Genomic DNA, 24,878 nt, shown 5'->3' with positions numbered 1-24,878 from the left:
TTCTTGAAATTAATTATCGACATTGGACCTATCAACGTGATTGATATAAGAGGCATCGATCTGAATCTGCTCGTGTCGCTTGACGTGCTGCTCGAGGAGGCCAACGTGACGCGTGCCGCCGAGCGGCTGCATCTGACGCAGCCGGCGCTGTCGACACAGCTCGCGCGGCTGCGGCGGATCTTCGGTGATCCGCTTTTGATTCCGTCGCCAGGCGGCCGCGGCATGACGAGAAGTGCGCGCGCCGTGGAGCTGACGTTGCCGCTGCGCGATGTGCTCAAGCAGCTTGAAGCCGTAGTTCGCCAGCAGCCGGCCTTCGATCCGTTCGCCGACACGCGCCATTTCACGATTGCCGCCAGCGATCAGGCGATCGCCGTGCTCGGCTTTCAGCTGATGCAGTCTTGGGCCGAGCATGTGGGGCCGGGCGTGCAGCTCGCGTTCGTCCTCGCGGAGCAATCGACGTGCGTCGAGCGCTTCGAGCGCGGTGAGATCGATCTGCTGATCGGCTCAGAGCGGATGATTCCGGCGTGGACGAAGGCACGCAAGCTCTACGACGAGCACTTCGTCTTTGTGCAGCGCAAGGGGCATCCGCGCGGGCTCGCGCCGCTGGATCTCGATAGCTACTGCGCACTCGGCCATGTGCTCGTTTCGACGAGTGGCGGCAGCTTCTTTGGTTTCATGGACGAGCATTTGCAGTCGCTTGGGCGCGCGCGCCGCGTTGTGCTCTCGGTTCAGCACTTCACGCTCGTGCCTGAGCTGCTGGCGCGAACGGACTATGTCTCGACGCTGCCGTCGCGGCTCGCGACGCGCTATCGTGATGTGCTCGATGTGTTCGAGCTGCCGTTCGAGGCGCGCGGATTCTCGTTCTTCGCCGCATGGCATCCGCGCAATCAGGCTGACCCGGGTAGCGTCTGGCTCAGGGAGAGGCTGGCGCAGATCGCGGCGGATTGGCAGGGGGAGTCACGGTGATCGAGCTCGCTGATGAATGACTCGTTCATTCGTGTACCTCTCTGAGCAAGGCTGGGTAACTTCGCTCGTTGCGAATGATCCACCTTACTTCAGACCATCTTTCGATGCCCCCTCGCGTTCGCGCAACCGACCCCGGAACCAGAACGTCCAGAGCATTAGGCCGCCATAGATCGAGTAGCTGATAAATGGCAACACGATAAGACAGCGTTCGACGGACCAATGCCATGCTAGCCAGCAGCGCAAAAGAGTCTCCGCAGTAAGCGCCGTGCCCCAAACAAGCGTCATCAGGCGGAGCGACGCGCGAAGGCGAGGCCGTTCATTCCATAGGGTCTCAAAGCGTGCAGCGCCGCCTGCCTGCTCGCGAGCGATTGTGGCGCGAGCGAGATAGAAGGCGAGAGGCTGTTCGAGGAGGAGTGAGAGCAGAAAAGCGGTGCCGATCGCACCGGAAACCAGCGATTCACGCACAAGGAGCACGCGCGGATTACCCCCGAGCGCCATGAAGATGATCGACAGTGCAATCCCCAACAAGACCAAGGCGCTAAGCGCGTCGAGGCGGCGAGACTTTACGAACTCGGCGACGCTCCAGGCGAGCGGCGGCACTGCTGATGCGTAGAGCGCGCCTACCCGGCCGAAATGAGGCAGCGCCAAGCGGTACACAAGCCAGGGCAGCAAGAGATTGACGACAAGTTCAAGGATTACACCGCCTTTAATTTTCATGACGCACCGATCCTTGCGCGGAGTCACAGCGGGGATGACATCGAGCGAAGTATAGAGGGCCGCGCTCGCCGCGGCCGGATGACCGTTTGGCCTCGAAAGCCGCCATTATCACTGCACCATATCCAAGGACCAGAACGGGGCGGCTTCTGCCTACCGCACCAGGCAGCAGTCGGCCATTAGGCGTCGCCCGCCTGCCTGGCTACTCGGGCACTTGGTTGACTGACTGTCCAAAGTGAACCGTGCGGCAAGGTCACTGCACGATATCGCCAGTCGTGAAACTGAAACTGCGTGAGAAAGCTACGCCATTCACTACGCCCGTGATGGACACCATGTATTGCGTATTCGGTGACAGCGGCATTGGCGGGTATGCCACTGCCGCATACGACTGAAGTTCCTTATTCGGGTCGTTCGCGGAATAAAGTAATCGCAGCGTGATGATGTGCCCCAACATGTCGGTCACCGTACCCGATCGGAGGACGATGGTGTCCGTGGGGTTGCCCATCACACCAATCGGCGTGCCCCACAATCCGCTCGTGTCGGGAGGCTTTGGATTTTCGGTGACCCCCTCAAAGGCGACGCCGGTCGTGCCTTGGCAGGGGAAAGTTAGCGGCGAATTCGTCGTCATCGATTGTAGGTTCGCGAAACTCATCGAACCCCACACGGTTGCCGTGCCTCCGCTCGTGCTGTCGACCTCACCCACGCCCACGTCCGTCGCCGGCTCCATAAGTGGCGGAAGGTGATACACGCCCGACAGCCAGGCATAGACAAGAGCTTGTCCGTACAGCGCTTCCGTGGTCGAGCGGTCAGTGAAGCCCGCACCGACGCCCCCAACGTCCAAACCACTCGGAAACCCGAAATGCACCGCCCGGTCTGCGTAGGTCTGGCCGGTGAAGCCCGGTCGGCCGAACACCTCCGTATCCGAGGGCTCGTCGGCCGATTGCTCGTACCGCGCGTGCGCGTTCGCCGCTTGATCCAGATAGGCGTTGTCCTGAAACGCAGGGAAGCCGCATTGTTGCCGCTGTTGGTTCAGAAGGTTGAATGCGGCAAGCCTGGCGCTGCCGGCAGCGTACTGCGGCGTCGTCAGGTTCCCCCTGATCGAAGAGGGGCTCACGCAAGCCAACAGCGTTACGAAACCAGCCAAGGCGACACGAAACGCGATGGCCTTCAGATTCCAATTCCCCCTCAACCTTTCCCCTCTATTGGGTTTCTCGAAATTGCTGGGCATGCATGTAACCGCTTGGTTGTCGGCTTATTGTTTGACGAGTTATCGCTTCGGCTTTGCCCCCTTTCGTCCAAGAATCATTGTTACGTAGTTCGTGGCCATAGACACAACCGCAGTGCCGGTGTTCTTGCCAGACGGAGCTTTGGTTTGCTCAATGCGGCACACAAGAACACGATAATGTGCAGCGGTGATTTCGTCTGGGGGGCTACGCACACAAAATTCGATACGACGCGCACGGGATTTGCGCGAAAGCAGCGGCTGGCCATGGCCGCGTAGCTTCTACTTCTGAACCCCGTCAAATGCGGGGGGGCATGCTTCTCACTATCGCGCGAGTGTGTGCCTATCAACGCTCGCAGTTTCTTGCTCGACGAGGCATCGTAGAGCGATGTCCAGAAAATTAATCAGGATTCCCGAATGAAAAAAGAAGAACTGCTGGAACTCGACGGTATCGTTGATGAAGTGCCGCCGGACAGCCGCTACCGCGTCACGCTAGACACTGGCGTCGTGGTGGGCACGTACGCGTCCGGCTGTATCCGGAAGCATCACATCCGTATCCTTGCAGGTGATCGGGTCACGCTGGAACTCTCGATGTACGACCTGACGAAGGGAGGAATCAATTTTCGACACAAGGACGAGCGGAGCGGCGGCGCAGCGCAAAGAGCCGCATTTCGCCGTCGTTGACGCGGCGGCACGAGAGCGTCGGCTACGGCCTCGTCAGCACCATGATGCTACCCCGCGGTCGATCCAGCTTGCTCGCTTCGCCAAAGAAGCGCGAACAAGAAAAACTTCCGCTGTACAAATCCGGCAATGGGCGTAGCATGGGGTGGTTGATCGTCCCACGGCCGTTCCGGCGCCTCCGCAGTCGCCATTTCCCAGGGAATCGGGCCGCCCACTTTCATCGCAGGCCGAACGACGCGGCCAATCGTGTGGAGACTGAGTTCAGTCGCACACACGCCTTCCCCATTCCGCCGCGTGGTGATGCGGCCTCAAGGGCACCCATGACAACTGGTTTCCGTCTCTACCGCGGGCTGGAAATTCATCCGCTCGTCTATCCGCGTCATGCCGCTGAGCCTGGGTTCGGGCATAACTACGACGAAGGGTTCGACGCTGCCGTGCGTATCCAGGAACCGGGAGGCTCGGAGGGGGTGTCGCGCAGCCGCGTATTTCCGCTCCTGGTGGCCAAGGCCTTCCAGAACGCAGGCGACGCGCGGCGTGCATCGACTGCCTATGCCGAGCACCTCATCGATACCTGCTCTCAGGACACGAACGTCCTTGATCTGGAGTTGTGAGTCGCGCCTTGTTCCATACCGGAACCCAGCGGCGCGCGCCTGCGGTAGGGCACGCAGGCAACATTGGAGGTTCTATATGGACAGGGCTGACCTGTTGAGGTGGATTCGATGCGACGGTTCCGGCATCGTTGACCGGTTTCTGCCGTTGGGAGCCCGTGCCGAGCTGGAAGGCGTCATTCGCGACGGTCGTCACGAGGTCGATGCGGACGCCTATCTGATGTTCGTGTCAATTCGCGCGCTGCTGTGCAAAGACGGCATGACGAGTTGTGAGTCGGACCGTGAGGCCGGCCAGATCATGGCCCTTTTGAACGCGTGACGAGTCTCTTCCCATCCACGAGAGACGCTCCGCAACGATCATAGTCGCGCGGCAACCGCGCAAGGAAAGAAAATGCGCTTCAATTCGACCCGATTCGTCATCGATCCGACGCCACGCAGGGCTGACGGCGAATACATGGCCCATGCTCGCATCAGTACCAGCCGTACCGACGGCAGCGAGTATGACATTCATCTAAGCGGCGATTTGGCTGGCTTCGACTTACGCGAAGACGCAATTGCCTATGCGAAAAATTGGGCGCAGGAGTGGTTGGGCGCGCGCTTTGGCTGAGAGGCTGGGGGAATCAGAATCTGGTGGTGAGGTCCGTTTCAAGACCAAAGACGTATCGTCAGCCGCGCGTATCGATCCAGTCTCGCGCCCATTGGTCGGAATAACCGAGCGCGTCTTCTTCGTTGACGAAATACCCGAGCGAATAGAACTCGTAAAGCGTAGGTCCGGAACGGGCATCGGGTCGTGTGAGCGTTACATTTGAGGAAAAACAGCCGTCAGGCAGACAGTGAGCAGACGGCCAGACGGCATAACCGAGATATTGTCTGGTGGTAGAAATTTGCATTATTGGTGATGGAATTGAACCTGAGAGCAGGACTGCGCCTTCCCGCAAAGGGACACTGATCTGTTCGGATCGGTGGGCAAAGCTGGAGGGGGAGATGCAGATAGGGATGCGCCCTGCTTGACCGAACGGCCGGTCGGGGCGCCAATGCGGCGGGGCGGCGTCCGCTGTTCGAGGCCGCGGACGCCCGAGAACGAATTACAGTGGCTTGATGTTGGATGCCTGAAGCCCCTTCGGGCCTTGCTTCGTCTCGAAGCTGACCTTCTGGTTGTCAGTCAACGTCTTGAAGCCGTCGCCCGAGATTTCCGAAAAATGCGCAAACAGGTCGGGGCCGCCTGCGTCAGGGGTGATGAAGCCAAAGCCCTTGCTTTCGTTGAACCATTTGACGGTACCGGTATCCATGATGAATCCCTCAAAAAAATAAACTGATCATTCCCGTTCCACACGGCAACGGGGAAAAGCATCAAGAGGGAGAAAAAGGACAGCGAACTCCGCGCAAATGGCGGACATGAGACGAGCACCAATTGACTTCCTGACTACTTCATCGGTCACGATACGCGGATAGCCAGGCCTGGTCAACTGATTTCGCGAGACCAAACGTAACAGCACGAAATGCGTGAAATAGATCGTGGTTTGAGGCAAAAATGTCGTTACATGTCGCTTTATCACGCGCATAATGATCGCAAGCAGATCGCCTCACGCCGCACTTTTCGATCGGAACTTCGAACTATATCCAATCCGGTTGCGTGAAATCCAGCGCACGTCCGGAGCAAAGATCGCGGAGCATCAAGAGCGCCGACCAAGTCTTTGCTTCTCATTAAACGCCGTTCAGCATCGACAGACGGCGCACACCGCCGCAGACATCCGGACGATTCACGGCGCAAACTCACAACCAGGAACAGAATTGACTATCGTCACACCCAAGCTGAACGAACCTGTGGAAGTTGCGTTGCGCCGCTTCCGACGCTCGATCGAGAGCACCGGCCTGTTGAAGGAACTGCGGGCCAGGATGGCCTATGAAACCCCGACTGCGAAGCGCAAGCGAAAGAAGGCTGCGGCGGTGGCTCGGCTACGAAAACAGATCAAACGGTCATTGCCACCGAAAAAGCTGTACTGACGGGAGCGGCCTGGTGGGCAGGCTGACACCCCCTGCCAGGTACCTCGCTGCGTTTGGCCCTTGCACACGCGACCGGCCCCGAGTTACTGCGGATACCATCGCGGCGTATAAACCCATTCGCCATGCGGCGCACCGGGAATGGTCCTGGTCGTCGACGAACCAACAATGACCATCGTGCGCATGTCGACATCCTGCGCGCGTAACGCGTCGAGCGTCGTCGTCCTCAGCGTCGCACCAGGGCGGCCGATATCCCGGCCCAGCACGACACAGGTAGCGGGGGGGCGATGCGCGCGCACGATGTCGAGCGCCTTGTCGAGCTGCCAAGGCCGCGCACGCGAAATCGGGTTATAGAACGCCATCACAAGATCGGCCTCGGCCGCGTGCCGGAGCCGCTTCTCGATGATGTCCCAGGGTTTGAGGTTGTCGGACAACGACAGCATGCAAAAATCGTGGCCGAGCGGCGCACCTGCTTGCGCGGCTGTCGCCATCGCGGCGGACACGCCGGGCACGATGCGCAAATCGACGGTCGTCCAGCGTGCATCGTCGGAGGCATCGAGCGCTTCGAGCACGGCTGCCGCCATCGCAAACACGCCAGGATCGCCCGACGACACAACGACGACCCTGCGCCCTTCGCAAGCAAGCGCAAACGCATGACGCGCGCGCTGCAATTCCTCGCGGTTGTCGCTGCCGCGCACGCGCTGATCGGCGCGAAATGGTCCGGCCATCTTCACGTATGTTTCGTAGCCAAGGATGTCGGTGGCTTCGTTCAGCGCCGTGCGGGCAGCCGGCACCATTAGTTCGGCGCAGCCGGGGCCGAGGCCCAACACCGTGAGCCGTCCGCGCGCGCGACCGATGGTCGTCGGATCGACCGGCTGTGTGGCTACGGCGAATGCAATCGCGTCACTACCATCGCCTCGCACGCTATGCGGTACGCGCAGTGCGGCTGCGATGAGTTCTGCGACCGATACTGATGCTGATGCTGATTCCGACGCCGGTGCTTGATCTTCACCCACATGATGCACATCGACAAAACGCAGCGTCACACCAAGCGCATCAGCGGCTTCTTCGAGCGCACGCTCGCCGATACGATTAGCCGGTGCGAGCAACGCAGCCAGCGATAGCGGCGCAAGCCCGTGCATATGCATCGCTGCACGAATATCATCAGCCGACACTGCCTGCCGGTCCCCCATCGCCGCCACAACGCAGCGCGGGTGAATCAGCAGGTCCCCCGAATGTTCATCCGCCACCTCAGGCGTGACGCGAATAGCCGCTGTAGCCGACGCATCGCGCGGCAGCGCAGCGTCATCGAGCCACGGAGCATCGCCTTCGACACGCGTGGACGCACCCGCCAGCAGGTCCGACACAAAGCGCTTGCCCTGCGCGAGATCGGCCAACGCATAACCCTCAGGCGGATTAAGTACGCAAGTCCCAAACCGCAGCTCACCACTCGTCGTAATCGCCGGAGCCACGCCTAGCGTCTCTGCGATCGCGCGCGCCATCACGTTAACGCCAGCCAATCCGCCGAGCAGCGGCACAACAGCGCTACCGTCCTCAGCCAGCGCAAGCACAGGCGGCTCAGTCCCTTTGTTCGAGAGCAGCGGCGCCACGCAGCGAATGACGATGCCAGCCGCACACAGCGCGACGATTGGCGTACCTCGGGCATAGAGCTCACGCAAATGCGCACCGAGCTCAGTGAACGCCACATCGGCCTCAACGCGCGTCGCCAGCCCATGCACTTGCGCACCAGGGTAGCGCTCCTGCACCCTCCGCGCCGTGGCAAGCGCGCTAACCCCAAGCACGACGATCGCAGGCGCCATCACGCTTGCCATTTTTCCCCCGGCACGACGAGCAGCGAGAAGTAGGGCGAAGCCATCGGATCGACTTCAGTGAGCGGCACGATGCGCTGATTCGCCATCGTCGCGCGTTCGACGTACAGTGCACGCTCGGCGAGCCCGAGTTCATCCAGCACGCGGCGAACCTTATCGAAGTTGCGTCCGAGCTTCATTACAACAGCCGCATCGGCATCGGCGAGCCGCCGCCGCAATTCGTCTTCCGGCAACACCCCCGAAAGCACCGACAGACTCTGATTGCGATAGACAAGCGGCACGCCAAGCACTGCCGTACTGCCAAGCATCGAGCACACACCGGGCACCACTTCAGCATCGAAGCGCGCGGCGAGCCGGTCATGCAGATACATATACGAGCCGTAGAACAGCGGATCGCCTTCGCAGATCACGGCTACGTCGCGGCCCGCTTCGAGAAGTTCGGCGATGGATATAGCCGAGGCGTCGTAGAAATCGGCGATCAGCGATTCATACGACAGCGGCGGTTCGACGGCCTCGGTCGTCACCGGATAGATCAGCGGCAGGCGCTGCTGAACATCGCTCAGATGCGCTTCGATGATGCCGAACGCGTTACCTTTCTTGCCCTTGGCAGCAAAGTAGGCAACGACGGGCGCTGCCTTGATCAGGCGCAGTGCCTTCAGCGTCAGCAGCTCAGGATCACCGGGGCCGACGCCGATGCCGTACAGCCGTCCACGCTGCGCCATCATTCCTCCTCCGATGCAAGCGCGTTGACGGCCGCGGCAGCCATCGCACTGCCACCACGCCGTCCTTCGACGATCACATACGGCACGCCGCGGCTATCAGCAGCGAGCATCGCTTTCGACTCGGCCGCGCCGACGAAACCAACCGGAAAGCCGAGAATCAGCGCAGGGCGGGGTGCCCCCGCATCGAGCAGGTCGAGCAGGTAGAACAAGGCGGTCGGCGCATTGCCGATCACGACGACGCTACCTTCCAGATACGGCCGCCACAGTTCGAGCGCGGCAGCCGAGCGTGTATTGCCGACCTGACGCGCAAGTTCGGGCACTTCAGGCTCGCCGAGCGTGCACACCACACGGTTCGCGGCAGGCAGCCGCGCGCGGGTAATGCCTTCGGCCACCATGCGCGCGTCACAGAGAATCGGCGCACCGTTCGCGAGCGCCGCACGGCCTGCCGTACCCGCGCCCTCAGAAAATCGCAGCGCCTCGACGATATCGACCATGCCGCACGCGTGGATCACGCGCACCGCGAGTTTTTCGAGGTCGGCGGGAATGCGCGAGAGGTCGGCCTCGGCGCGGATCGTCGCAAAGGACTGGCGATAGATCGCCTGGCCGTCGCGGATGTAGTCAAGCATCGGGTTGGCTCCGGTCGAGCACGCCGAGCAGATCGGCGGCTTCGTCGAGGGTCACACGAAGCGCGATGCGGCGGCCGAAGCGGCGCTCGGCCGCGGCGCCGGTGTCGCGCTTGTTCGTTGCCTCGTTGTTTATTTCATTCGTTGCGCGGATCGTGTCGCTCGCGCCGTCTTCATTCGAGTCTTCACGCCGATACAGATCGTAGCGACCGGTATCGACGGCCAGCAACGTATACGGTGCGCAATGCGAGGCGGCGCACGAGCGCACGCAACCGCTCAAGTGCACATGCACATCCGCAGGCAAACGTGAGGCGAGATGCCACGCATCGGCCTTCGTATCGGCGTGACTTTTAACGCAGCCCGTTGCGCCTGCGCAGGCGATGAGCCGCGCGAGCGGATGCTCGTGCTCGAGTACGATGCCGAGCGCGCGAAGGCCGGCCAGCACGGCGGGCACGCGAGCCTCGACTACGTCGGGCAGCAGCACGCTTTGCCACGGTGTCATATGCAATGTCGCGTTGCCATGCTCGCGAGCGAGCTCGGCCAGCGCGCGCAATGTCGTCGCATCAAGGCGGCCGAGCGCTGGCTGTCCGCCCACGTACCATAGGCCCGGGTGACGTTGCCGATGGGCGCCGAATCGCAGCGTTGCATCTGCCTGTGTGCGGCGCCATGTCCTGACGGGCGCATCGCGCCGCAACGCGAAATCGAGGCGCGTGCTCACCTCTCGCAGCACGGTTTCGGTCGAGTGCCGGGCCAGCAAGTTGCGCATGCGCGTGTCCTCGGGACGAGCAAGCGCGAGGAACGTATCGAGCAGCGCACACACGAGTGCCGGCACTTGCGCGGACGTCACAGCCGCGAGCGCGCGGGCTGCATGAGTCGACGGGCTGCCTGCGAGGCCGAACGCGAACCACGGCATGTCATCCGCCGCATCGGCCGTGTCCATCGCGCTGAGCCAGATGTCGTGCGCATGGTCGAGCTCCATCAAGCGCTCGCCGCCATCGACCAGCAGTGCGAACTTGGGCGACAGCGCCGCGAAACGCGGTTCGCTCTGCAACAGAACGAGCAACTGAGCAGCCAACTCGGTAGTGTCGTGCAGCGCGTGCACGTCACGCCCTGCGCTCGGGCTCACCATCAGATTGCGCACGTCGTCGGCGGCGGCGAGGCGTGCAGTGTGTTCGGCGTGTTCGGAGCATTCGCTGCTGGCCGTTGCCGCATCATATGAGCGATCAGCCAGCCTCGGCCCCAACCCGGCGCGCAACAACGCGTCCACGAGCGCGGTCTCTTCGCCGGCTCGCACGCCGCGTAGTTGCAGATTGGCGCGATTGGTCAGTTCGACGATGCCCGATGCGTGCTTGTCGACGACGTCGGCGACCGCGAGTGCTTGTTCGGCACGGAGCGCGCCGCCCGACAGCTTGACGCGACACAGCCCGCCGTCATGTGCGGCGACGATGCGCGAGAGTGCCGGACAGGCCGACGGTCGAAGGGGAAAGGGCGAAGCGTGGCTCAAGGGCTCAACGGGTTGGCGTCGCGCAGGCTGCCCGGTCGGCAGCGGCGAAGCGGTATTATGCCCTCTTTCATATAGCGCCAGGACGCCGCAGCCCGCTGCGGGTGCGCTGGCCAACGGTTCTGAGATCAACAAGGATGATGCCATGCCGGCCTGGCTGACCGTGGTGGGGATCGGTGAAGACGGATACGCCGGATTGGGCCGTGCCGCGCGGCGTGCACTGCTCGATGCGACGCTCGTCGTGGGCGGCGAGCGCCACCTCGCCATGTTGCCCACGCGCCTGCGCGTACGCTGCGAGCCGTGGTCGCGGCCGTTCGATGTTGCGCCTGTGCTGGCACATCGCGGTGCTCCGGTCTGCGTGCTCGCGAGCGGCGATCCGATGTTGTTCGGCGTCGGCGCGACGCTCGCGCGTGCCGTGCCGGCCGATGAAATGCGCGTGTTGCCTGCACCGTCCTCGCTGTCGCTGGCCGCGGCAAGGCTCGGCTGGCCGCTGCAAGACGCGATGGCCCTCTCGCTCGTGGGCCGGCCGCTTGCGGCATTGCACGCGCATCTGCGCGACGGGGTGCGTCTGCTCGTGCTCAGCAGCGACGGCCGTACGCCCGCCGCGCTGGCCGAGACGCTGTCGGCACGAGGCTTCGGCGCGACGCGCATGGTCGTATTCGAACATCTGGGTGGTGACCGCGAGCGACGCATCGATGGCAATGCCGATGGATGGCAGGTTGCCGAGGTCGCGGCGTTGAATCTTGTTGCGCTCGAATGCCGGGCCGCGCCGCATGTGCGGCCGTTGCCGCTGACCGTCGGCCTGCCCGACGAAGTGTTCGCCAACGACGGCCAGCTCACGAAGCGCGACGTTCGCGCCATCACACTCGCGCGCCTCGCGCCGTCGCCGGGCGAGCTGCTATGGGACGTCGGCGCTGGCTCGGGGTCGATCGGCATCGAGTGGATGCGTGCGCATCCGAGCTGTCGCGCGATTGCGATCGAAGCGCACGCGGAGCGGCAGCGCCTGATCGAGCACAACCGTGATGCGCTGGGCGTACCTGCCTTGCAACTCGTGGCCGGCCAGGCCCCCGACGCGCTCGAAGGTCTGGCAACGCCCGATGCGATCTTTATCGGTGGCGGTATCACGACGCCCGGCCTCATCGACACTTGCTGGGCGCATCTGCGCGCAGGTGGGCGGCTCGTCGCCAACGCGGTCACGCTGCAAGGCGACGCCGTGCTGACCGCCTGGCGCGAACGGCACGGTGGCTCGCTCACGCGTATCGCACTCGCGCAAGCGCAGTCGCTGGGTGGCTTCGACACATGGCGGCAGGCGTTGCCGATCACGTTGCTCGAAGTCTTCAAGCCGCTCAACGCCGACGTGCTATCCGCCACCGAGGCATCCTGATGCGTGAGGAAACGCCCGAGGCGCCGCGGCCGCTACGCAGCGGCTATACCACCGGCAGCTGCGCGACGGCTACTTCGCTGGCGGCGGCGCGGCTGTTGCTGGGCGGCATTGCGAGCGAGGTCGCGGAGATCGTGTTGCCGAAGGGGCAGCACGTGCCGATGCAGCTTGTCTATTGCCGCTACGTCAACGGCCGCGACAGCGCGGACGGTGCCGAAGCGGGCACCGTCAAAGATGCCGGCGATGATCCCGACGTCACGCACGGTGCGGTCGTCTTCGCATGCGTACGTCTCATATCAGAGCCCGGCGTGCGTTTTCGGGCGGGGCCCGGCGTCGGTACGGTCACGCGTGCGGGCCTCGTGCTGCCGGTCGGCGAGCCGGCGATCAATCCCGTGCCACGCAAGATGATGACCGAGCATCTGATCGAGCTCGCAGCCGAATACGGTTACGACGGCGGTTTCGAGGTGGCGATCGGCGTCGAGGGCGGAGAAGCGCTCGCATTGAAGACGATGAACCCGCGGCTCGGCATCGTCGGCGGTTTGTCGATTCTCGGCACCACCGGCATCGTGCGTCCGTTTTCGTGCTCGGCGTATATCGCGTCGATCCATCAAGGCATCGACGTGGCGCGGGCGAACGGCTATCGCCACATCGCTGCCTGCACGGGCAACGCGAGCGAGGCGGCCATGCGCGCGCATTACGGCTTGCCCGACATCGCATTGATCGAAATGGGCGATTTTGCCGGCGCAGTCCTCAAACACCTGCGGCGAGCGCCGGTCGAGCGTCTGAGCCTGTGCGGTGGTTTCGGCAAGCTCAGCAAGCTGGCGTCCGGTCATCTGGATCTGCATAGCAAACAATCGAGCATCGATCTGCCGCAACTGGCGAGCTGGGCTGCCGAACATGGCGCCGACGCCGCATTGCAGGCGTCGATCGTTGCGGCGAACACGAGCCAGCAGGCGCTCGCACTCGCACACGAGGCGGGTGTGCCGCTCGGCGACGTGGTGTGCCGCCATGCGCGCGACGTTGCGCGTGCGATCGTGCCGGATGGGGTCGCCGTCGAGACGTTTGCGATCGACCGGGAAGGGCGCTTCGTTGGAGCGGCACGATGACGAGACAGGCCTCGCGCATCCTGCTGCTCGGTGGCACCGGCGACGCGCTAAAGCTCGCGCGCGGACTCGACGCGCGACACGTCTATAGCCTCGCAGGGCTGGCGCGCGTGCCGCAGGACTTGGCGTGCACGGTACGCGTGGGCGGCTTCGGCGGCAGCGAAGGGCTCGTCCGGTATATCGCCGACGAAGGCATCGGCCTCGTCGTCGATGCGACGCACCCGTACGCGGCCCGTATTAGCGCCAATGCCGCGGCGGCGAGCCGTATGGCATACATACCGTACTGGGCGCTGCGGCGCGCGCCGTGGGCACCGCAAGTGGGCGATGACTGGCGGTTCGTCGACGATTGGGCGGAGCTCGTCGCTGCACTCGCACCGTTCGAGCGTCCGCTGTTCACGCTCGGACGCGAACCGCTCGCACATCTGCACGAGATTCCCTCGCATCAGTACTGGACCATTCGTTGCCTCGACGCGCACGAAGGCAACGAACGGGCGCGCGTGATCGATGCACGCGGCCCGTTCACGCAAGAAGGTGAACGCAGGCTCTTCGATGCGTGCGCGATCGACGTCGTGCTGAGCAAGAACAGCGGCGGTGCGGCGACCGAAGCGAAGCTCGAGGTGGCGCGCGAACGCTCGCTGCCGATCATCATGCTGCAGCGTCCGCCGTTGCCCGACGCCGATCGCGCCTTCGACGATCCGGCTGCGTTGGCGCATGCGCTGCAAACCCTATCCTGACCGACGCGGCTGCGCGAAGCGCGATGCGTCGTATCGAATCACGGAGTCGACACGATGACGGTGTTCTTTATCGGTGCGGGGCCCGGTGACCCTGAACTCATTACGGTCAAGGGCCAGCGTCTGGTACGCAGCTGCCCGGTGATCCTGTACGCGGGCTCGCTCGTGCCCGCCGCGGTACTCGACGGCAACACGGCCGAGCGCGTCGTCAGCACGGCCGAACTGGACCTCGACGAGATCGTTGCGCTGTTGCTCGACGCGCATAGCAAGGGGCAGGACGTGGCGCGTGTGCATTCGGGCGACCCATCGCTGTATGGCGCGATCGGCGAGCAGATTCGACGCATCCAAGCGCTCGGCATTCCCTATGAAATCGTGCCGGGCGTGACGGCGACGGCGGCGTGCGCGGCGACACTCGGCTGCGAGCTTACGCTGCCGGACGTTTCGCAGACGGTGATCCTCACGCGCTACGCGACGAAGACGGCGATGCCGGCCGGCGAGCAGCTTGGTGACCTCGCCCGGCATGGTGCGACGATGGCCATTCACCTCGGCGTGCGTCATCTCGCGCGCATCGTCGACGAGCTGCGTCCGCATTACGGCGACGATTGCCCGATCGCGGTCGTCTATCGCGCCAGCTGGCCGGATGAGGAGCGCGTGACGGGCCTGCTCGCCGACATCGTCGACAAGGTGAAGGCGACCGACATCGAGCGCACCGCGCTGATCCTGGTCGGTCGCGTGCTGGCTGCGGAGGGGTTTGCCGAGTCGACGCTGTACGCGAAGGCGCAGTGACGCTGGCTCGACGGCGCGCGTCGTGTCGTGACTAACGACTAACGCGAACGCGGTGTCGCCGGCGCGGCACGCGTCGAGCGTTTTGCGCGCGCGGCAGGCGCCGTGTGCTTGGGGGCGGCCGCCTTGGCGGTGGGCTTGGCACGCACCGGCTTGCTGCTTGCTTCGGCTTCCTTCGTTTGCTTACCCCGTTCCCGCTTACCCGCCGGCTTCTTCGTCAGCCCCTCGGCGTGCCATGCCTCGAACAACTTGAGCGTTTGATCGCGCACGATCGACTTTAGCTGCTCGACCTTCTGCGCGTCCACCTCCTGCCAGCCGAGCAACGTCATTGACGAGCGCGGCGCCATATTGAAGACCATCAGCTGGCCAAAGAGGCTCAGCATGCGGATCAGCGTGACGGGGTCATCGGAGGCCGTGCCGCTGATCCGCCCGATCAGCGCGGCGCTCACGCGGTGCAAGGGTTGGCGCAGCCGCTCCTGCAGGATCTCCGACGCGATCGCTGGCTCCTGTCCCGCTTGCTCGCGCACGAAAAAGAGCCGTTGGCACGCCGATACCGCCTTCTCGAACATGCGATCGGCCATCGTTTCCTGAATGGCGACGAACGCTTCCATCAGCGTACGCGCATCGGCATGGGCATCGAGCGCCTGCTGAGCGCGCGTGACCACGGGCTCGAACGTCGACCAGACGTCTTCCGCGATGTGGATGGCGCAGGCGCGATACACGCCCTCTTTGTTCTCGAAGTAATACTGCAGTGCCGGCGCGTTCACGCCTGCGCGCGCGGCGATTTCGCGCGTCGAGGCGGCGGCGAAGCCATGCTCGCCGAACAGTTCGATGGCTGCGGTGATGATCCGTTGGCGCGTTTCGTCGCCGCGCGCGTAGCCGCCTTCGGCCGGACGACGAAGACGCTTCGTCTCGCTCATGTCTGGATGTCCTTGCGTCTTTCCTTTGCTCAAGGCCTCAATGATGCCTCAACAAAAAATATATCGCTTGACACAATTTTTCCAACTGGAATAATTGGCGCCGCTTCGCCCCCTTTTTAGGATCGTTCACCATGTCCGCAACCGTAGATGCTCCATCGCGCGATCTCGCGCGGCCCGACACCGCCGCGCCCACGCCGCAACGGCCGAAGAAAAAGGGTTGGCTGATCGTCATCGGCCTCGTTGCGCTGCTTGCTGGTGCAGTCTGGTTCGCGCATTGGTGGATGGTCGGCCGCTTCGTCGAAAGCACGGACGACGCCTACCTGCAAGCCGACAGCGTGACCGTCGCGCCGAAGGTCAACGGCTACGTCGCGCAGGTCTACGTGACGGACAATCAATCGGTGGCCGCCGGCGCGCCGCTCGCGCGACTCGATTTCCGCCAATACCAGGCGGCGCTGGATCAGGCGCAAGCCACCGTCGCGGCGCGCGAGGCCGATGCGCAACGGGCGCAGGCGCAATTGCAGCAGCAGATGGCCACCGTCGAACAGACCAAGGCTCAGGCGCAGGTCGCGCGCGTCGCGTTGGACCACGCGCAGGCGGATGTCGCGCGCTATGCGCCGCTGGCAGCTACCGGGGCTGAGACCCACGAACGGCTTGCCGATCTGACGAGCACGCGCGATCAGGCCCGCGCGACGCTTGCCGCGAACGTAGCGGCCGTCAACGCCGCGCAAACGCAGATTGCGTCGACGACCGCGCAAATCGCGCAGGCCCGCGCGCAACTCGAGGCGGCGCGCGCGAGCCTGCAACAGGCGCGGCTCGACCTGCAGGACACCACGCTCTACAGCCCGATCGCAGGGCGCGTGGGCGACCGTTCGGTGCGCGTCGGCCAGTATGTGCAGCCGGGTACGCGCTTGATGACGGTGGTGCCGGTGCAGAGCGTCTACCTGGTCGCCAACTTCAAGGAGACGCAGGTGGGCCGCATGCGTGTAGGCCAGCCCGCCACGCTGCATGTCGACGCGTTGCACGGTGTTGCGCTGCATGGCGTCGTCGACAGCTTCGCTCCGGGCACGGGCGCACAGTTCGCGCTGCTGCCGCCCGAGAACGCTACCGGCAACTTCACGAAGATCGTGCAGCGCGTACCGGTCCGCATCCGCATCGAAACCGGGCCGCAGACGCGCAGCGTGCTGCTGCCGGGGCTGTCGGTGACCGTCGACATCGACACGCGCTCGGCGCAAGAAGGCGACAAGCGCATCGCCGCCGAGAACGATCATGGCTGAGGCCCCCGCGCAGGTCGAACGCGCGAGCGCCGTCGACTGGATCGCCGTCGCGGCCGGCGCGCTGGGCGCCTTGATGGCGACGCTCGACATTTCGATCACGAACTCGGCGTTGCCGCAGATCCAGGGGGAAGTGGGTGCGACAGGCACCGAAGGCACCTGGATTTCGACCGGCTACCTGATGTCGGAGATCGTGATGATTCCGCTGGCGGCCTGGCTCACGCGCGTGTTCGGGCTGCGTAACTTCCTGCTCACGAACTCGGCGCTGTTCATCGTCTTCTCGATGATGTGCGGCTTCTCGAACACGCTGACGATGATGGTGATCGGCCGCATCGGCCAAGGGTTCACGGGCGGCGCCATGATCCCGACCGCGCAGACGATCATCCGCACGCGGCTGCCGCGCGCACAGATGCCGGTCGGCATGACGATCTTCGGGTTGATCGTGCTGTTGGGGCCGCTATTGGGCCCGGTGCTCGGCGGTTGGCTCGCCGAGAACGTCTCGTGGAAGTGGTGCTTCTTCATCAATCTGCCCGTGTGCATCGCGTTGCTCACGCTGCTCGTCGTCGGGCTGCCGGCCGACAAGCCGCACTGGCACGATCTGATCCACGCCGACTGGATCGGCATCGTCGGGCTGTCGATCGGACTGAGCTCAATGACGCTCGTGCTCGAGGAAGGGCAGCGCCGGCAATGGTTCGAGTCGCAGGAGATCGTGACGTTCACCTGCGTCACGGTGGTGGGCTTTATCCTGATCGGCATTTCGCAGTTCGTGGCCGACAAGCCGATCATGCGGCTCTCGTTGATGCGCAACTTGCGTTATGCGAGCGTGATCGTGATCGTCTCGGCGGTCGGTGCCGGGCTCTATGGCGTGTCGTATCTCGTGCCGCAGTTCCTGAGCCTGATCGCGGGCTACAACGCCGAGCAATCGGGCAACATCATGCTGCTCTCCGGTATTCCCGCGTTCCTGATGATGCCGCTCCTGCCGCGCTTGCTCGGCAAGGTCGACTACCGCGTGCTCGTGATCAGCGGGCTGCTGTGCTTCGCGGGTAGCTGTCTGCTCGACATCGAGTTGACCGCACAAAGCGTTGGGCACGATTTCCTCTGGTCGCAGCTGCTGCGTGGCGTCGGCCAGATGCTGGCGATGATGCCGCTGAACCAGGCCTCGATGGCCGCCGTTTCGCGCGAAGAATCGGGTGATGCCGCGGGCCTCTACAACATGGCGCGCAACCTCGGCGGCTCGCTCGGGCTGGCGATCGTCGGCATCATCATCGATTCGCGCACGACGTTCCACACGGCGGCCATCCGCGAATCGCTGACCGCCAATTCCGTGCTGGGGCAGGGGCGTCTCGCGGCGAGTGCGGCGAACTGGTTCGCGCAAACGGGCGATCTCGCCTACGCGAAGATGCGTGCGCTCGCGCAGCTCGCCGTCCAGATTCAAGTGCAGGCAGCTGTCATGACGTACTCGGAGACGTTCTACCTGCTCGCGATCGCGCTGCTCGCATGCATTCCACTCGCGCTGCTGCTCAAGACCCCGGCGGGGCAGACGGGCAATACGTCCTCGGCCGGCCACTGACGCTTCGGATTCCTTGACGATGTCGACTTACCGTTATCTTCCTGTTGCTTCAGCGCTCGCGATCGCGCTTGCGGCCGCCTGCGCGTTGGGCGCCTGCACGGTCGGCCCCGACTATCAGGGGGCGCCACCGGTGGCGAGCGACGCCGCTCACTCAGCGACGTTCGTGCGTGCTTCGTCGGCGAACGTCTTGACGACGCGCGCGCCGAGCGCTTGGTGGCGTACGCTTGGTGATACCCAACTGAACGCGCTCATCGACGCGGCGCTTGCGCACAATCCCGATGTGCACGCTGCGCAGGAGCGCTTGCGTCAGGCACGCGCGCAGCTCGTACGGCAGCGCGCCGACGAACTGCCGAAGCTGTCGGCCAACGCCGCTGCACCGCGCATGCGCGAACCGAATCTTGGCACCTTCCTGTCCCAGGGCGGCAACGGCTCGACCGGGAGCGCAGGCGGCGGACAAGGGCCCTTGCAGCTGTACACGGCAGGTCTCGACGCATCATGGGAGATCGATCTGTTCGGCGGCACGCGTCGCGCGATCGAGGCGCAATCGGCGCAAGCCGAGGCGCTCGATGCCGATCTCGCCGATACGCAGGTGTCGTTGGCGGCAGAAGTCGCGCAAGCCTATGTCGATCTACGCGACGAGCAGCAACGGCTCGCACTCGCGCAGCGCTCGGCGGACGCGCAGCAGCGCATGCTGACGTTGACGCAGCAACGCCGCGCAGGCGGTACGGCTGCCGATGTCGACGTCGAACGGCTCACGGGACAAGTGCAGACGACGCGCGCGACACTCGTGCCGCTTGACGCGCAGATCGCGGAATCGCTCGATCGCCTTGCCGTTCTGACGGGCCGCGCACCGGGTGCGCTCGACGCCGGGCTGTCGACGTCGCAGGCCATGCCTACGTTACCGACCTCGGTGCCGATCGGCGAGCCGGCCACGATGCTGCGACAGCGCCCCGACATCCGCGCGGCCGAGCGGCGGCTCGCATCGAGCAACGCCCAGATCGGCGAGCACGTCGCCGATTATTTTCCGAAGGTGTCGTTGCTCGGCGATCTCGGCTATACGGCTGCCGAGCCAGCGCATTTGTTTCGGAAAACGAATTTTTCGTGGGCTGGCCTGCCGTATCTGCAATGGAACGTGTTCGACTTCGGCCGCACGACGGCGGACGTGCATTCGGCACAAGCGGCGCGTGACGAAGCGAGTGCGCGCTATGAGCACACGGTCCTCGCCGCGTTGCAGGACGCGAACACGGCACTGTCGCGCTATGGGCACCAACGCGAGCACCTCGTTCGTCTCCAGGCCGTGCAGGCGTCGGCCGATCATGCCGCCACGCTGATGGATCAGCGTTATCGTGCCGGTGTCGCGACGCTGATCGATCTGCTCGACACGCAGCGCACGCAGTTCTCGGCGCAGCAGGATGTCGTGGCAGGGCAGGCCGAGTTGCTGAAAGACTTCGTGCTGTTGCAGAAGAGCCTCGGCCTGGGGTGGCAGACCGAGGCCGAGCCCGATAGCAGCGTGCAGACCGCTCAGGACAGAAACAACTGATACGCCGGATTGGCGGTTTCCTCGCGATGCGGATAGCCGAGCGTCGCGAGAAAGCGCTCGAATTCCCGGTGTTCGGCCTGTGGCACCTGGATGCCGACGAGGATCGAACTGTAATCGGCGCCTTGATTGCGATAGTGGAACAGGCTGATGTTCCAATGCGGCGCCATCGCCGAGAGGAACTTCATCAGCGCGCCGGGCCGCTCGGGGAATTCGAAGCGGAACAGGCGCTCGTCGCGCGCGAGCGGCGAGCGACCGCCCACCATGTAGCGGATGTGCTGCTTCGCGAGTTCGTCGCCGGTCAGATCGAGCGCGCGGAACCCGTTGGCCTCGAACGTCTGTGCGATGTCCTTCGGTTCGCCGCGATGCTTGATCTGCACGCCGACGAACAGATGTGCCGTTGTCGCATCGGCCACCCGATAGTTGAACTCGGTCACGTTGCGCGTGCCCACGAGTTCGCAGAAGCGTTTGAAACTGCCCGACTGCTCTGGCAGCGTGACGGCGAACACGGCTTCGCGCGCTTCACCGACTTCCGCGCGCTCGGCCACGAAGCGCATGCGATCGAAGTTCATGTTGGCCCCGGAAGTGATCGCGATCAGCGTCTGCTGCTCGGTGCCTTCACGCTGCGCATACAGCTTGGCGCCGGCTACCGCGAGCGCGCCGGCCGGTTCGAGCACGCTGCGCGTATCCTCGAACACGTCCTTGATCGCGGCGCAAAGCGCATCGGTATCGACGGTCACCACCTCGTCGAGGTGAGCGCGGCATAGCCGGAACGTTTCGGCGCCGACGAGCTTGACGGCCGTGCCATCCGAGAACAGCCCGACTTCCGCGAGCTCCACACGATGGCCCTGTTCGATCGATTGCGCCATCGCGCAGGAATCCACGGTTTGTACGCCGATCACCTTGATGCCGGGGCGCACGGCTTTGACATAGGTCGCGATGCCTGCCGCGAGGCCACCACCGCCGATCGGCACGAAGATCGCATGAATCGGCCCCTGATGCTGGGCGATGACTTCCATCGCGACGGTGCCTTGGCCGGCGATCACATAGGGATCATCGAAAGCGGGGATGAACGTCAGACCCTGGGCTTGCTGGAGCTCGAGCGCGTGGGCGTAAGCATCGTTGTAGGACTCGCCCACCTGCACGACTTCGACGGTCGGGCCACCGAATGCGCGGACGGCTTCAACCTTGACGCGGGGGGCCGTGTTCGGCACGACGATCGTCGCGCGCACGCCGAGCCGCGCGGCCGATAGTGCCACGCCTTGGGCATGGTTGCCGGCCGAAGCGGTGATGACACCGCGTGCCAGCGCATCGGCGCTCAAGTGCGCCATCTTGTTGTAGGCGCCCCGCAGCTTGAACGAAAACACCGGCTGGTTGTCTTCGCGCTTGAGGTAGACGGCATTGCCGAGCCGTTGCGACAGCCGCGGTGCGAATTGCAGCTCGGTCTTGTGTGCCACGTCGTACACGCGCGAAGTCAGAATGCGCTTCAGATAATCGCTTTGATCGAGCACGCGCGGGGCTTGTTCGGCGGGGGTATCGGCGTTGGCTGCCGCTTCGGCTTCAACTGCGACGACCGCAGCGGCTTGGCTTGATGGCATTTCCGGCTCCTGGGCGAGGTGAGGGGAGACCAGCAGGCGGAAATGAAAAACCCGCCTGGAGGGCGGGTTTGGCTGATTGCTTGAGCGCGCGCTAACCCACCATTCGTTGTCGAATGATGCGAATAATCTGCGCGATGGGGAATGCGTGGCGGCTCATGGCGGCAACTTTGGCGTATCGGCGCGCATCTGTCAATCCCGGGTGCAAGACCAGTCGAGCAGGTCTATGTGCTGTAGGGATGGCTGCGATGCTGCGGTAAAAGTGTTGGTGTAGTGACGCGTAGCCAGCCCAGCCGCCAATCAGACGAGTCCGAAATTGGAAGGTTTCGCTCAGGCAAAGCCAGTCTTCCGGCTATCGTCCATCGCGTCTAAGAATACGGACGCGGCACGATGAACCACAACACGTACCGTTTGGTGTATTCCCGGCTCCGGGGGATGGTGGTGGCCGTCGAAGAAACGGCCACCGCTGCGGGCCAATCGGCCGGCGGTGAAACACGAGCCGGCCGCCGGTCACGGACCGCGCGGACGGCCGCCGTCGCGATAGCATGGTCGGGCATCCTGCCGATGTTGGCGTGGGCGCAGATTGTGCCGACGCCGGGAACCAGCACGCAGGTCATCCAGACGCAAAACGGCCTGCCCCACGTGAACGTGGCGCGCCCTTCCAGCGCAGGCGTGTCGGTCAATACCTACAACCAGTTCGACGTGAATCGTGCCGGCGCGATCTTGAACAACGCGGCCACGCTCACGAACACGCAACTCGCGGGCTACGTCAACGGCAACCCGAACTATGGCGCCGGCGAGGCCGCACGCATCATCGTCAATCAGGTCAACAGCGCAAGCCCATCCCAGCTGAGAGGGTTCGTTGAGATTGCGGGACCCAGAGCCGAAGTCGTGCTCGCCAACCCGTCCGGAATCTACGTGGACGGCGGTGGCTTCATCAATACCAGTCGCGCGACTCTGACGACCGGCGTGCCGTTCTACGGCTCCGACGGTTCGCTCGCCGGTTTCAACGTCAACCGAGGCCTCATAACGGTCGCAGGCGCGGGCCTGAATGCGGCGAACATCCACCAGGTCGACCTCATCGCGCGCGCGGTTCAGGTCAACGCCGCCGTCTATGCGAAGAACCTGAACGTTGTCGCGGGTGCAAACCAGGTCAATCGCGACACGCTTGTCGCGATGCCCATCACAGGCGACGGCTCCGCCCCGACGATCGCGATCGACATCGGTCAGTTGGGCGGGATGTACAGCAACCGGATATTTCTCGTGTCTAACGAGTACGGAGTGGGCGTGGCTAGCGCCGGTACGCTCACTGCTCAGACGGGCGAGCTGACGCTACAGGCGAATGGTCGGCTCGTGCTGACGGGCAAGACGACGGCGAGTGGCAACCTCGCGCTGTCGGCAGCCGGCGGCATCGACAACAGTGGCACGACTTACAGCCAACAATCGGCGTCGGTAAGCACGGGGGCCGATCTCACGAACAGCGGCACGCTCGCCGCGCAACAGAACGTTGGCGTCAACGCAGGTTCGGTGAATTCGACGGGTACGCTCGGCGCGGGCGTGAACAACGAAGGCTCCGCCGGCCGCAGCGGCGATCTGACCGTGACGGCGGAGGGCCAACTGAACGCGACCGGCCGGAACGCCGCGGGCGGCAACGCGACACTGACCGGCACCGATGTGAAACTCGCCGGCAGTCAATCGGCCGCGAACGGCAACCTCATGCTGAAAGCAACCGCGGGCGACCTGAATCTTTCGGGCGCGACGACGAGCGCGAAGGGGACCCTCCGTGCAAATGCATCGGGCGCGCTGACCAACGACCGGGGCAGCCTGTCGAGCGGCAGCGGCATGACGCTGACCGCCGGCAGCCTATCGAACCAGAGCGGGAACGTTTCATCGCAAGGCCCGCTTTCCCTGCAAGCATCCGGACAGATCGCGAATCAGGCCGGTACGATGGTGTCGCAGAGCACGATGCACGTGAATGGCGGTGCAATCGCGAACCATCGTGGCACGCTGCAGAGCGCGGACGGAATGACGGTTTCCGGGACCTCTCTGGACAATACCGCTGGCCGCATCACGTCGCTCAAACCCATAGGAATTCCCTCCGGGCCCAGCGACGGCCTGACGATCACGACGAGCGGTCAGCTCACGAACACGGCGGGTACAACCGCGACCGGCGCGCAAGGCGGCGTGATCGGCGGCAACGGCGACGTGAACGTGCAAGGCAGCGCTGTCGTCAATCACGGCACGATCACCGCGCAAGCGGATCTGCACGTCACCGGACAGTCGGTCGACAATTCGAGCGGTTTGCTGAAAGCCGGCCAGAACGCGACGGTCAACGCGGGTGCGCGTTTGACGAACAGCGGCGGCTCGTTTTTTGCGAAGCACGCCGCTACCGTGAACGCCACGACGATCAGCAACAGCGCCGGCACGATGCAGGCGACTCAGTTGACATTCAACGCGACCGATCTGGTGAACCACGGTGGCACCATCACGCAAACCGGGAACGGCCCCATGGCCGTCAACGTCAGCGGCACGCTGGACAATTCCGTCGGCGGGACGCTGGAAACGAAGAGCACCGACCTGACGCTCGCGCCGGCGACGCTCGTCAACGACGGCGGCTCGCTGATTCATGCGGGCACCGGCACGCTGACGCTCGGTGATGGCTCAGGCTCGGCGTCGAACGTTGGCGGCAAGATCGTGAGCAACGGACGTGTCGTCGCACAAGCGGGCACATTCGACAACACGGCAGGTTCCGTCGTCGGGCAGGCCGGCCTGACGGCGACGGTCGGCGGCACGCTAAACAATTCCAAGGGCAAACTGTCGTCGAATGCCGACCTGATTGTGACGAGCGATGCGCTGACGAACGACGGCGGCTCGCTTGGCGCGGATGCGCATGCAACGATCCATAGCGGATCGCTGACAAACTGTGGCGGCTCGATCGTCGCGCCGAACCTGACGGCGACGATCGAGCATGCGTTCGACAACAGCGGCGGCAACCTGGAAGCGAATCAGCTCGAGCTGACAGCGACGGATCTGACGAACCACGGCGGCAAGATTACGCAGTATGGTGCGTCGCCGATGACCATCAGCGTTAGCAACAGGTTCGACAATTCCGTCGGCGGC

General features: G+C 64.1%; 24 protein-coding genes. 14 read left to right on the top strand and 10 right to left on the bottom strand.

Translation table 11 applies throughout. The features are described 5' to 3' along the window. Positions 1-36 precede the first annotated feature (36 nt). Entirely contained in the window at positions 37-966 is a 930-nt protein-coding gene (locus tag D7S89_RS26315) for a LysR family transcriptional regulator (protein ID WP_183085355.1), read from the top strand. An 84-nt stretch (positions 967-1,050) separates the two neighbouring features. Here the strand turns inward: D7S89_RS26315 and D7S89_RS26310 are convergent, their stop codons facing one another. Together D7S89_RS26310 and D7S89_RS26305 are read right to left on the bottom strand one after the other, a co-directional pair. Then, on the bottom strand, positions 1,051-1,683 hold the full coding sequence (locus tag D7S89_RS26310; protein ID WP_121281816.1) for a VC0807 family protein: 633 nt from the start codon (positions 1,681-1,683) through the stop codon (positions 1,051-1,053). Positions 1,684-1,933: 250 nt separating this feature from the next. After that, complete coding sequence (locus D7S89_RS26305; RefSeq protein ID WP_121281815.1) at positions 1,934-2,908, bottom strand: CAP domain-containing protein; 975 nt, start codon at positions 2,906-2,908, stop codon at positions 1,934-1,936. A gap of 411 nt (positions 2,909-3,319) precedes the next feature. Here D7S89_RS26305 and infA point away from each other — a divergent pair, with 411 nt between their 5' ends. From infA to D7S89_RS26285, 4 genes are all read left to right on the top strand, one after another. Next, complete coding sequence (infA, locus tag D7S89_RS26300; RefSeq protein WP_121281814.1) at positions 3,320-3,586, top strand: translation initiation factor IF-1; 267 nt, start codon at positions 3,320-3,322, stop codon at positions 3,584-3,586. A 317-nt stretch (positions 3,587-3,903) separates the two neighbouring features. After that, the gene (locus D7S89_RS26295; protein WP_121281813.1) at positions 3,904-4,194 is read left to right on the top strand and encodes a hypothetical protein; all 291 of its coding nucleotides are present in this window, start codon (positions 3,904-3,906) and stop codon (positions 4,192-4,194) included. Between the two features lie 76 nt (positions 4,195-4,270). Beyond that, a complete protein-coding gene (locus tag D7S89_RS26290) occupies positions 4,271-4,510 on the top strand; it encodes a hypothetical protein (RefSeq protein ID WP_121281812.1) in 240 nt (79 codons plus the stop codon). Between the two features lie 72 nt (positions 4,511-4,582). Further along, positions 4,583-4,798 (top strand): hypothetical protein, encoded by a 216-nt coding sequence (locus D7S89_RS26285; RefSeq protein WP_121281811.1) that lies wholly within the window; start codon positions 4,583-4,585, stop codon positions 4,796-4,798. A 58-nt stretch (positions 4,799-4,856) separates the two neighbouring features. On the opposite strand, the gene D7S89_RS28085 is transcribed toward D7S89_RS26285, so the two are convergent. Next, complete coding sequence (locus D7S89_RS28085; protein WP_121281810.1) at positions 4,857-5,081, bottom strand: hypothetical protein; 225 nt, start codon at positions 5,079-5,081, stop codon at positions 4,857-4,859. Positions 5,082-5,276: 195 nt separating this feature from the next. Beyond that, positions 5,277-5,480, bottom strand: a complete 204-nt coding sequence (locus D7S89_RS26275) for a cold-shock protein (protein WP_121281809.1) — start codon at positions 5,478-5,480, stop codon at positions 5,277-5,279. 502 nt (positions 5,481-5,982) lie between these two features. Between D7S89_RS26275 and rpsU the strand changes: the two genes are divergently transcribed. After that, complete coding sequence (rpsU, locus tag D7S89_RS26270; protein WP_121281808.1) at positions 5,983-6,195, top strand: 30S ribosomal protein S21; 213 nt, start codon at positions 5,983-5,985, stop codon at positions 6,193-6,195. Positions 6,196-6,278: 83 nt separating this feature from the next. On the opposite strand, the gene cobJ is transcribed toward rpsU, so the two are convergent. Genes cobJ through cobG form a run of 4 tightly spaced genes read right to left on the bottom strand, consistent with a single transcriptional unit; the run spans position 6,279 to position 10,870 of the window. Beyond that, on the bottom strand, positions 6,279-8,024 hold the full coding sequence (cobJ, locus tag D7S89_RS26265; RefSeq protein WP_183085354.1) for a precorrin-3B C(17)-methyltransferase: 1,746 nt from the start codon (positions 8,022-8,024) through the stop codon (positions 6,279-6,281). Further along, positions 8,012-8,743 carry a precorrin-2 C(20)-methyltransferase gene (locus D7S89_RS26260; protein ID WP_121281807.1) on the bottom strand — a complete coding sequence of 244 codons (732 nt, stop codon included), beginning with the start codon at positions 8,741-8,743 and terminating at the stop codon, positions 8,012-8,014. The genes cobJ and D7S89_RS26260 overlap by 13 nt, the downstream gene beginning before the upstream one ends. Beyond that, positions 8,743-9,369, bottom strand: a complete 627-nt coding sequence (locus D7S89_RS26255; protein WP_121281806.1) for a precorrin-8X methylmutase — start codon at positions 9,367-9,369, stop codon at positions 8,743-8,745. Before D7S89_RS26255 ends, D7S89_RS26260 begins: the two co-directional genes overlap by 1 nt. Then, positions 9,362-10,870, bottom strand: coding sequence for a precorrin-3B synthase (gene cobG, locus D7S89_RS26250; RefSeq protein ID WP_245983329.1), 1,509 nt, complete (start codon positions 10,868-10,870; stop codon positions 9,362-9,364). Before cobG ends, D7S89_RS26255 begins: the two co-directional genes overlap by 8 nt. 142 nt (positions 10,871-11,012) lie before the next feature. On the opposite strand from cobG, the gene cbiE reads away from it, so the two are divergent. From cbiE to cobM, 4 genes are read left to right on the top strand one after another with little or no spacing between them, the layout of a single operon-like run. After that, a complete protein-coding gene (cbiE, locus tag D7S89_RS26245; protein ID WP_121281804.1) occupies positions 11,013-12,251 on the top strand; it encodes a precorrin-6y C5,15-methyltransferase (decarboxylating) subunit CbiE in 1,239 nt (412 codons plus the stop codon). After that, positions 12,251-13,354, top strand: coding sequence for a cobalt-precorrin-5B (C(1))-methyltransferase (locus tag D7S89_RS26240; RefSeq protein ID WP_121281803.1), 1,104 nt, complete (start codon positions 12,251-12,253; stop codon positions 13,352-13,354). Before cbiE ends, D7S89_RS26240 begins: the two co-directional genes overlap by 1 nt. Beyond that, positions 13,351-14,085 carry a cobalt-precorrin-6A reductase gene (locus D7S89_RS26235; RefSeq protein ID WP_121281802.1) on the top strand — a complete coding sequence of 245 codons (735 nt, stop codon included), beginning with the start codon at positions 13,351-13,353 and terminating at the stop codon, positions 14,083-14,085. Before D7S89_RS26240 ends, D7S89_RS26235 begins: the two co-directional genes overlap by 4 nt. Positions 14,086-14,139: 54 nt before the next feature. Next, complete coding sequence (cobM, locus tag D7S89_RS26230) at positions 14,140-14,868, top strand: precorrin-4 C(11)-methyltransferase (RefSeq protein WP_121281801.1); 729 nt, start codon at positions 14,140-14,142, stop codon at positions 14,866-14,868. A 38-nt stretch (positions 14,869-14,906) separates the two neighbouring features. On the opposite strand, the gene D7S89_RS26225 is transcribed toward cobM, so the two are convergent. After that, positions 14,907-15,785 carry a CerR family C-terminal domain-containing protein gene (locus D7S89_RS26225; RefSeq protein WP_121281800.1) on the bottom strand — a complete coding sequence of 293 codons (879 nt, stop codon included), beginning with the start codon at positions 15,783-15,785 and terminating at the stop codon, positions 14,907-14,909. A 131-nt stretch (positions 15,786-15,916) separates the two neighbouring features. On the opposite strand from D7S89_RS26225, the gene D7S89_RS26220 reads away from it, so the two are divergent. From D7S89_RS26220 to D7S89_RS26210, 3 genes are read left to right on the top strand one after another with little or no spacing between them, the layout of a single operon-like run. Further along, entirely contained in the window at positions 15,917-17,059 is a 1,143-nt protein-coding gene (locus D7S89_RS26220) for an HlyD family secretion protein (protein ID WP_121281799.1), read from the top strand. After that, on the top strand, positions 17,052-18,626 hold the full coding sequence (locus D7S89_RS26215) for an MDR family MFS transporter (protein ID WP_121281798.1): 1,575 nt from the start codon (positions 17,052-17,054) through the stop codon (positions 18,624-18,626). Before D7S89_RS26220 ends, D7S89_RS26215 begins: the two co-directional genes overlap by 8 nt. A 19-nt stretch (positions 18,627-18,645) precedes the next feature. Further along, the gene (locus D7S89_RS26210) at positions 18,646-20,166 is read left to right on the top strand and encodes an efflux transporter outer membrane subunit (RefSeq protein WP_121281797.1); all 1,521 of its coding nucleotides are present in this window, start codon (positions 18,646-18,648) and stop codon (positions 20,164-20,166) included. On the opposite strand, the gene ilvA is transcribed toward D7S89_RS26210, so the two are convergent. After that, positions 20,148-21,761, bottom strand: a complete 1,614-nt coding sequence (gene ilvA, locus D7S89_RS26205; RefSeq protein WP_121281796.1) for a threonine ammonia-lyase, biosynthetic — start codon at positions 21,759-21,761, stop codon at positions 20,148-20,150. The genes D7S89_RS26210 and ilvA overlap by 19 nt on opposite strands. Positions 21,762-22,148: 387 nt before the next feature. Between ilvA and D7S89_RS26200 the strand changes: the two genes are divergently transcribed. Beyond that, the coding region (locus tag D7S89_RS26200) for a two-partner secretion domain-containing protein (RefSeq protein ID WP_121281829.1) at positions 22,149-24,878 on the top strand (2,730 nt) is incomplete at its 3' end.

It is taken from the genome of Trinickia fusca (assembly GCF_003628145.1).
Classification (GTDB): domain Bacteria; phylum Pseudomonadota; class Gammaproteobacteria; order Burkholderiales; family Burkholderiaceae; genus Trinickia; species Trinickia fusca.
The sequence above is the reverse complement of the archived record's forward strand: the minus strand, read 5'-3'. Positions and strand labels throughout refer to the sequence as shown.

Bases quoted from the DNA above. Each gene is read 5' to 3' on its own strand.
- D7S89_RS26295 (WP_121281813.1), top strand. From the start codon at position 3,904: ATGACAACTGGTTTCCGTCTCTACCGCGGGCTGGAAATTCATCCGCTC.
- D7S89_RS26310 (WP_121281816.1), bottom strand. From the start codon at position 1,683: ATGAAAATTAAAGGCGGTGTAATCCTTGAACTTGTCGTCAATCTCTTG.
- D7S89_RS26290 (WP_121281812.1), top strand. From the start codon at position 4,271: ATGGACAGGGCTGACCTGTTGAGGTGGATTCGATGCGACGGTTCCGGC.
- D7S89_RS26260 (WP_121281807.1), bottom strand. From the start codon at position 8,743: ATGGCGCAGCGTGGACGGCTGTACGGCATCGGCGTCGGCCCCGGTGAT.
- D7S89_RS26240 (WP_121281803.1), top strand. From the start codon at position 12,251: ATGCGTGAGGAAACGCCCGAGGCGCCGCGGCCGCTACGCAGCGGCTAT.
- D7S89_RS26285 (WP_121281811.1), top strand. From the start codon at position 4,583: ATGCGCTTCAATTCGACCCGATTCGTCATCGATCCGACGCCACGCAGG.
- ilvA (WP_121281796.1), bottom strand. From the start codon at position 21,761: ATGCCATCAAGCCAAGCCGCTGCGGTCGTCGCAGTTGAAGCCGAAGCG.
- D7S89_RS28085 (WP_121281810.1), bottom strand. From the start codon at position 5,081: ATGCAAATTTCTACCACCAGACAATATCTCGGTTATGCCGTCTGGCCG.
- D7S89_RS26215 (WP_121281798.1), top strand. From the start codon at position 17,052: ATGGCTGAGGCCCCCGCGCAGGTCGAACGCGCGAGCGCCGTCGACTGG.
- infA (WP_121281814.1), top strand. From the start codon at position 3,320: ATGAAAAAAGAAGAACTGCTGGAACTCGACGGTATCGTTGATGAAGTG.
- D7S89_RS26235 (WP_121281802.1), top strand. From the start codon at position 13,351: ATGACGAGACAGGCCTCGCGCATCCTGCTGCTCGGTGGCACCGGCGAC.
- D7S89_RS26225 (WP_121281800.1), bottom strand. From the start codon at position 15,785: ATGAGCGAGACGAAGCGTCTTCGTCGTCCGGCCGAAGGCGGCTACGCG.
- cobJ (WP_183085354.1), bottom strand. From the start codon at position 8,024: ATGGCAAGCGTGATGGCGCCTGCGATCGTCGTGCTTGGGGTTAGCGCG.
- D7S89_RS26255 (WP_121281806.1), bottom strand. From the start codon at position 9,369: ATGCTTGACTACATCCGCGACGGCCAGGCGATCTATCGCCAGTCCTTT.
- D7S89_RS26210 (WP_121281797.1), top strand. From the start codon at position 18,646: ATGTCGACTTACCGTTATCTTCCTGTTGCTTCAGCGCTCGCGATCGCG.
- D7S89_RS26220 (WP_121281799.1), top strand. From the start codon at position 15,917: ATGTCCGCAACCGTAGATGCTCCATCGCGCGATCTCGCGCGGCCCGAC.
- cobM (WP_121281801.1), top strand. From the start codon at position 14,140: ATGACGGTGTTCTTTATCGGTGCGGGGCCCGGTGACCCTGAACTCATT.
- D7S89_RS26305 (WP_121281815.1), bottom strand. From the start codon at position 2,908: ATGCCCAGCAATTTCGAGAAACCCAATAGAGGGGAAAGGTTGAGGGGG.
- D7S89_RS26275 (WP_121281809.1), bottom strand. From the start codon at position 5,480: ATGGATACCGGTACCGTCAAATGGTTCAACGAAAGCAAGGGCTTTGGC.
- cbiE (WP_121281804.1), top strand. From the start codon at position 11,013: ATGCCGGCCTGGCTGACCGTGGTGGGGATCGGTGAAGACGGATACGCC.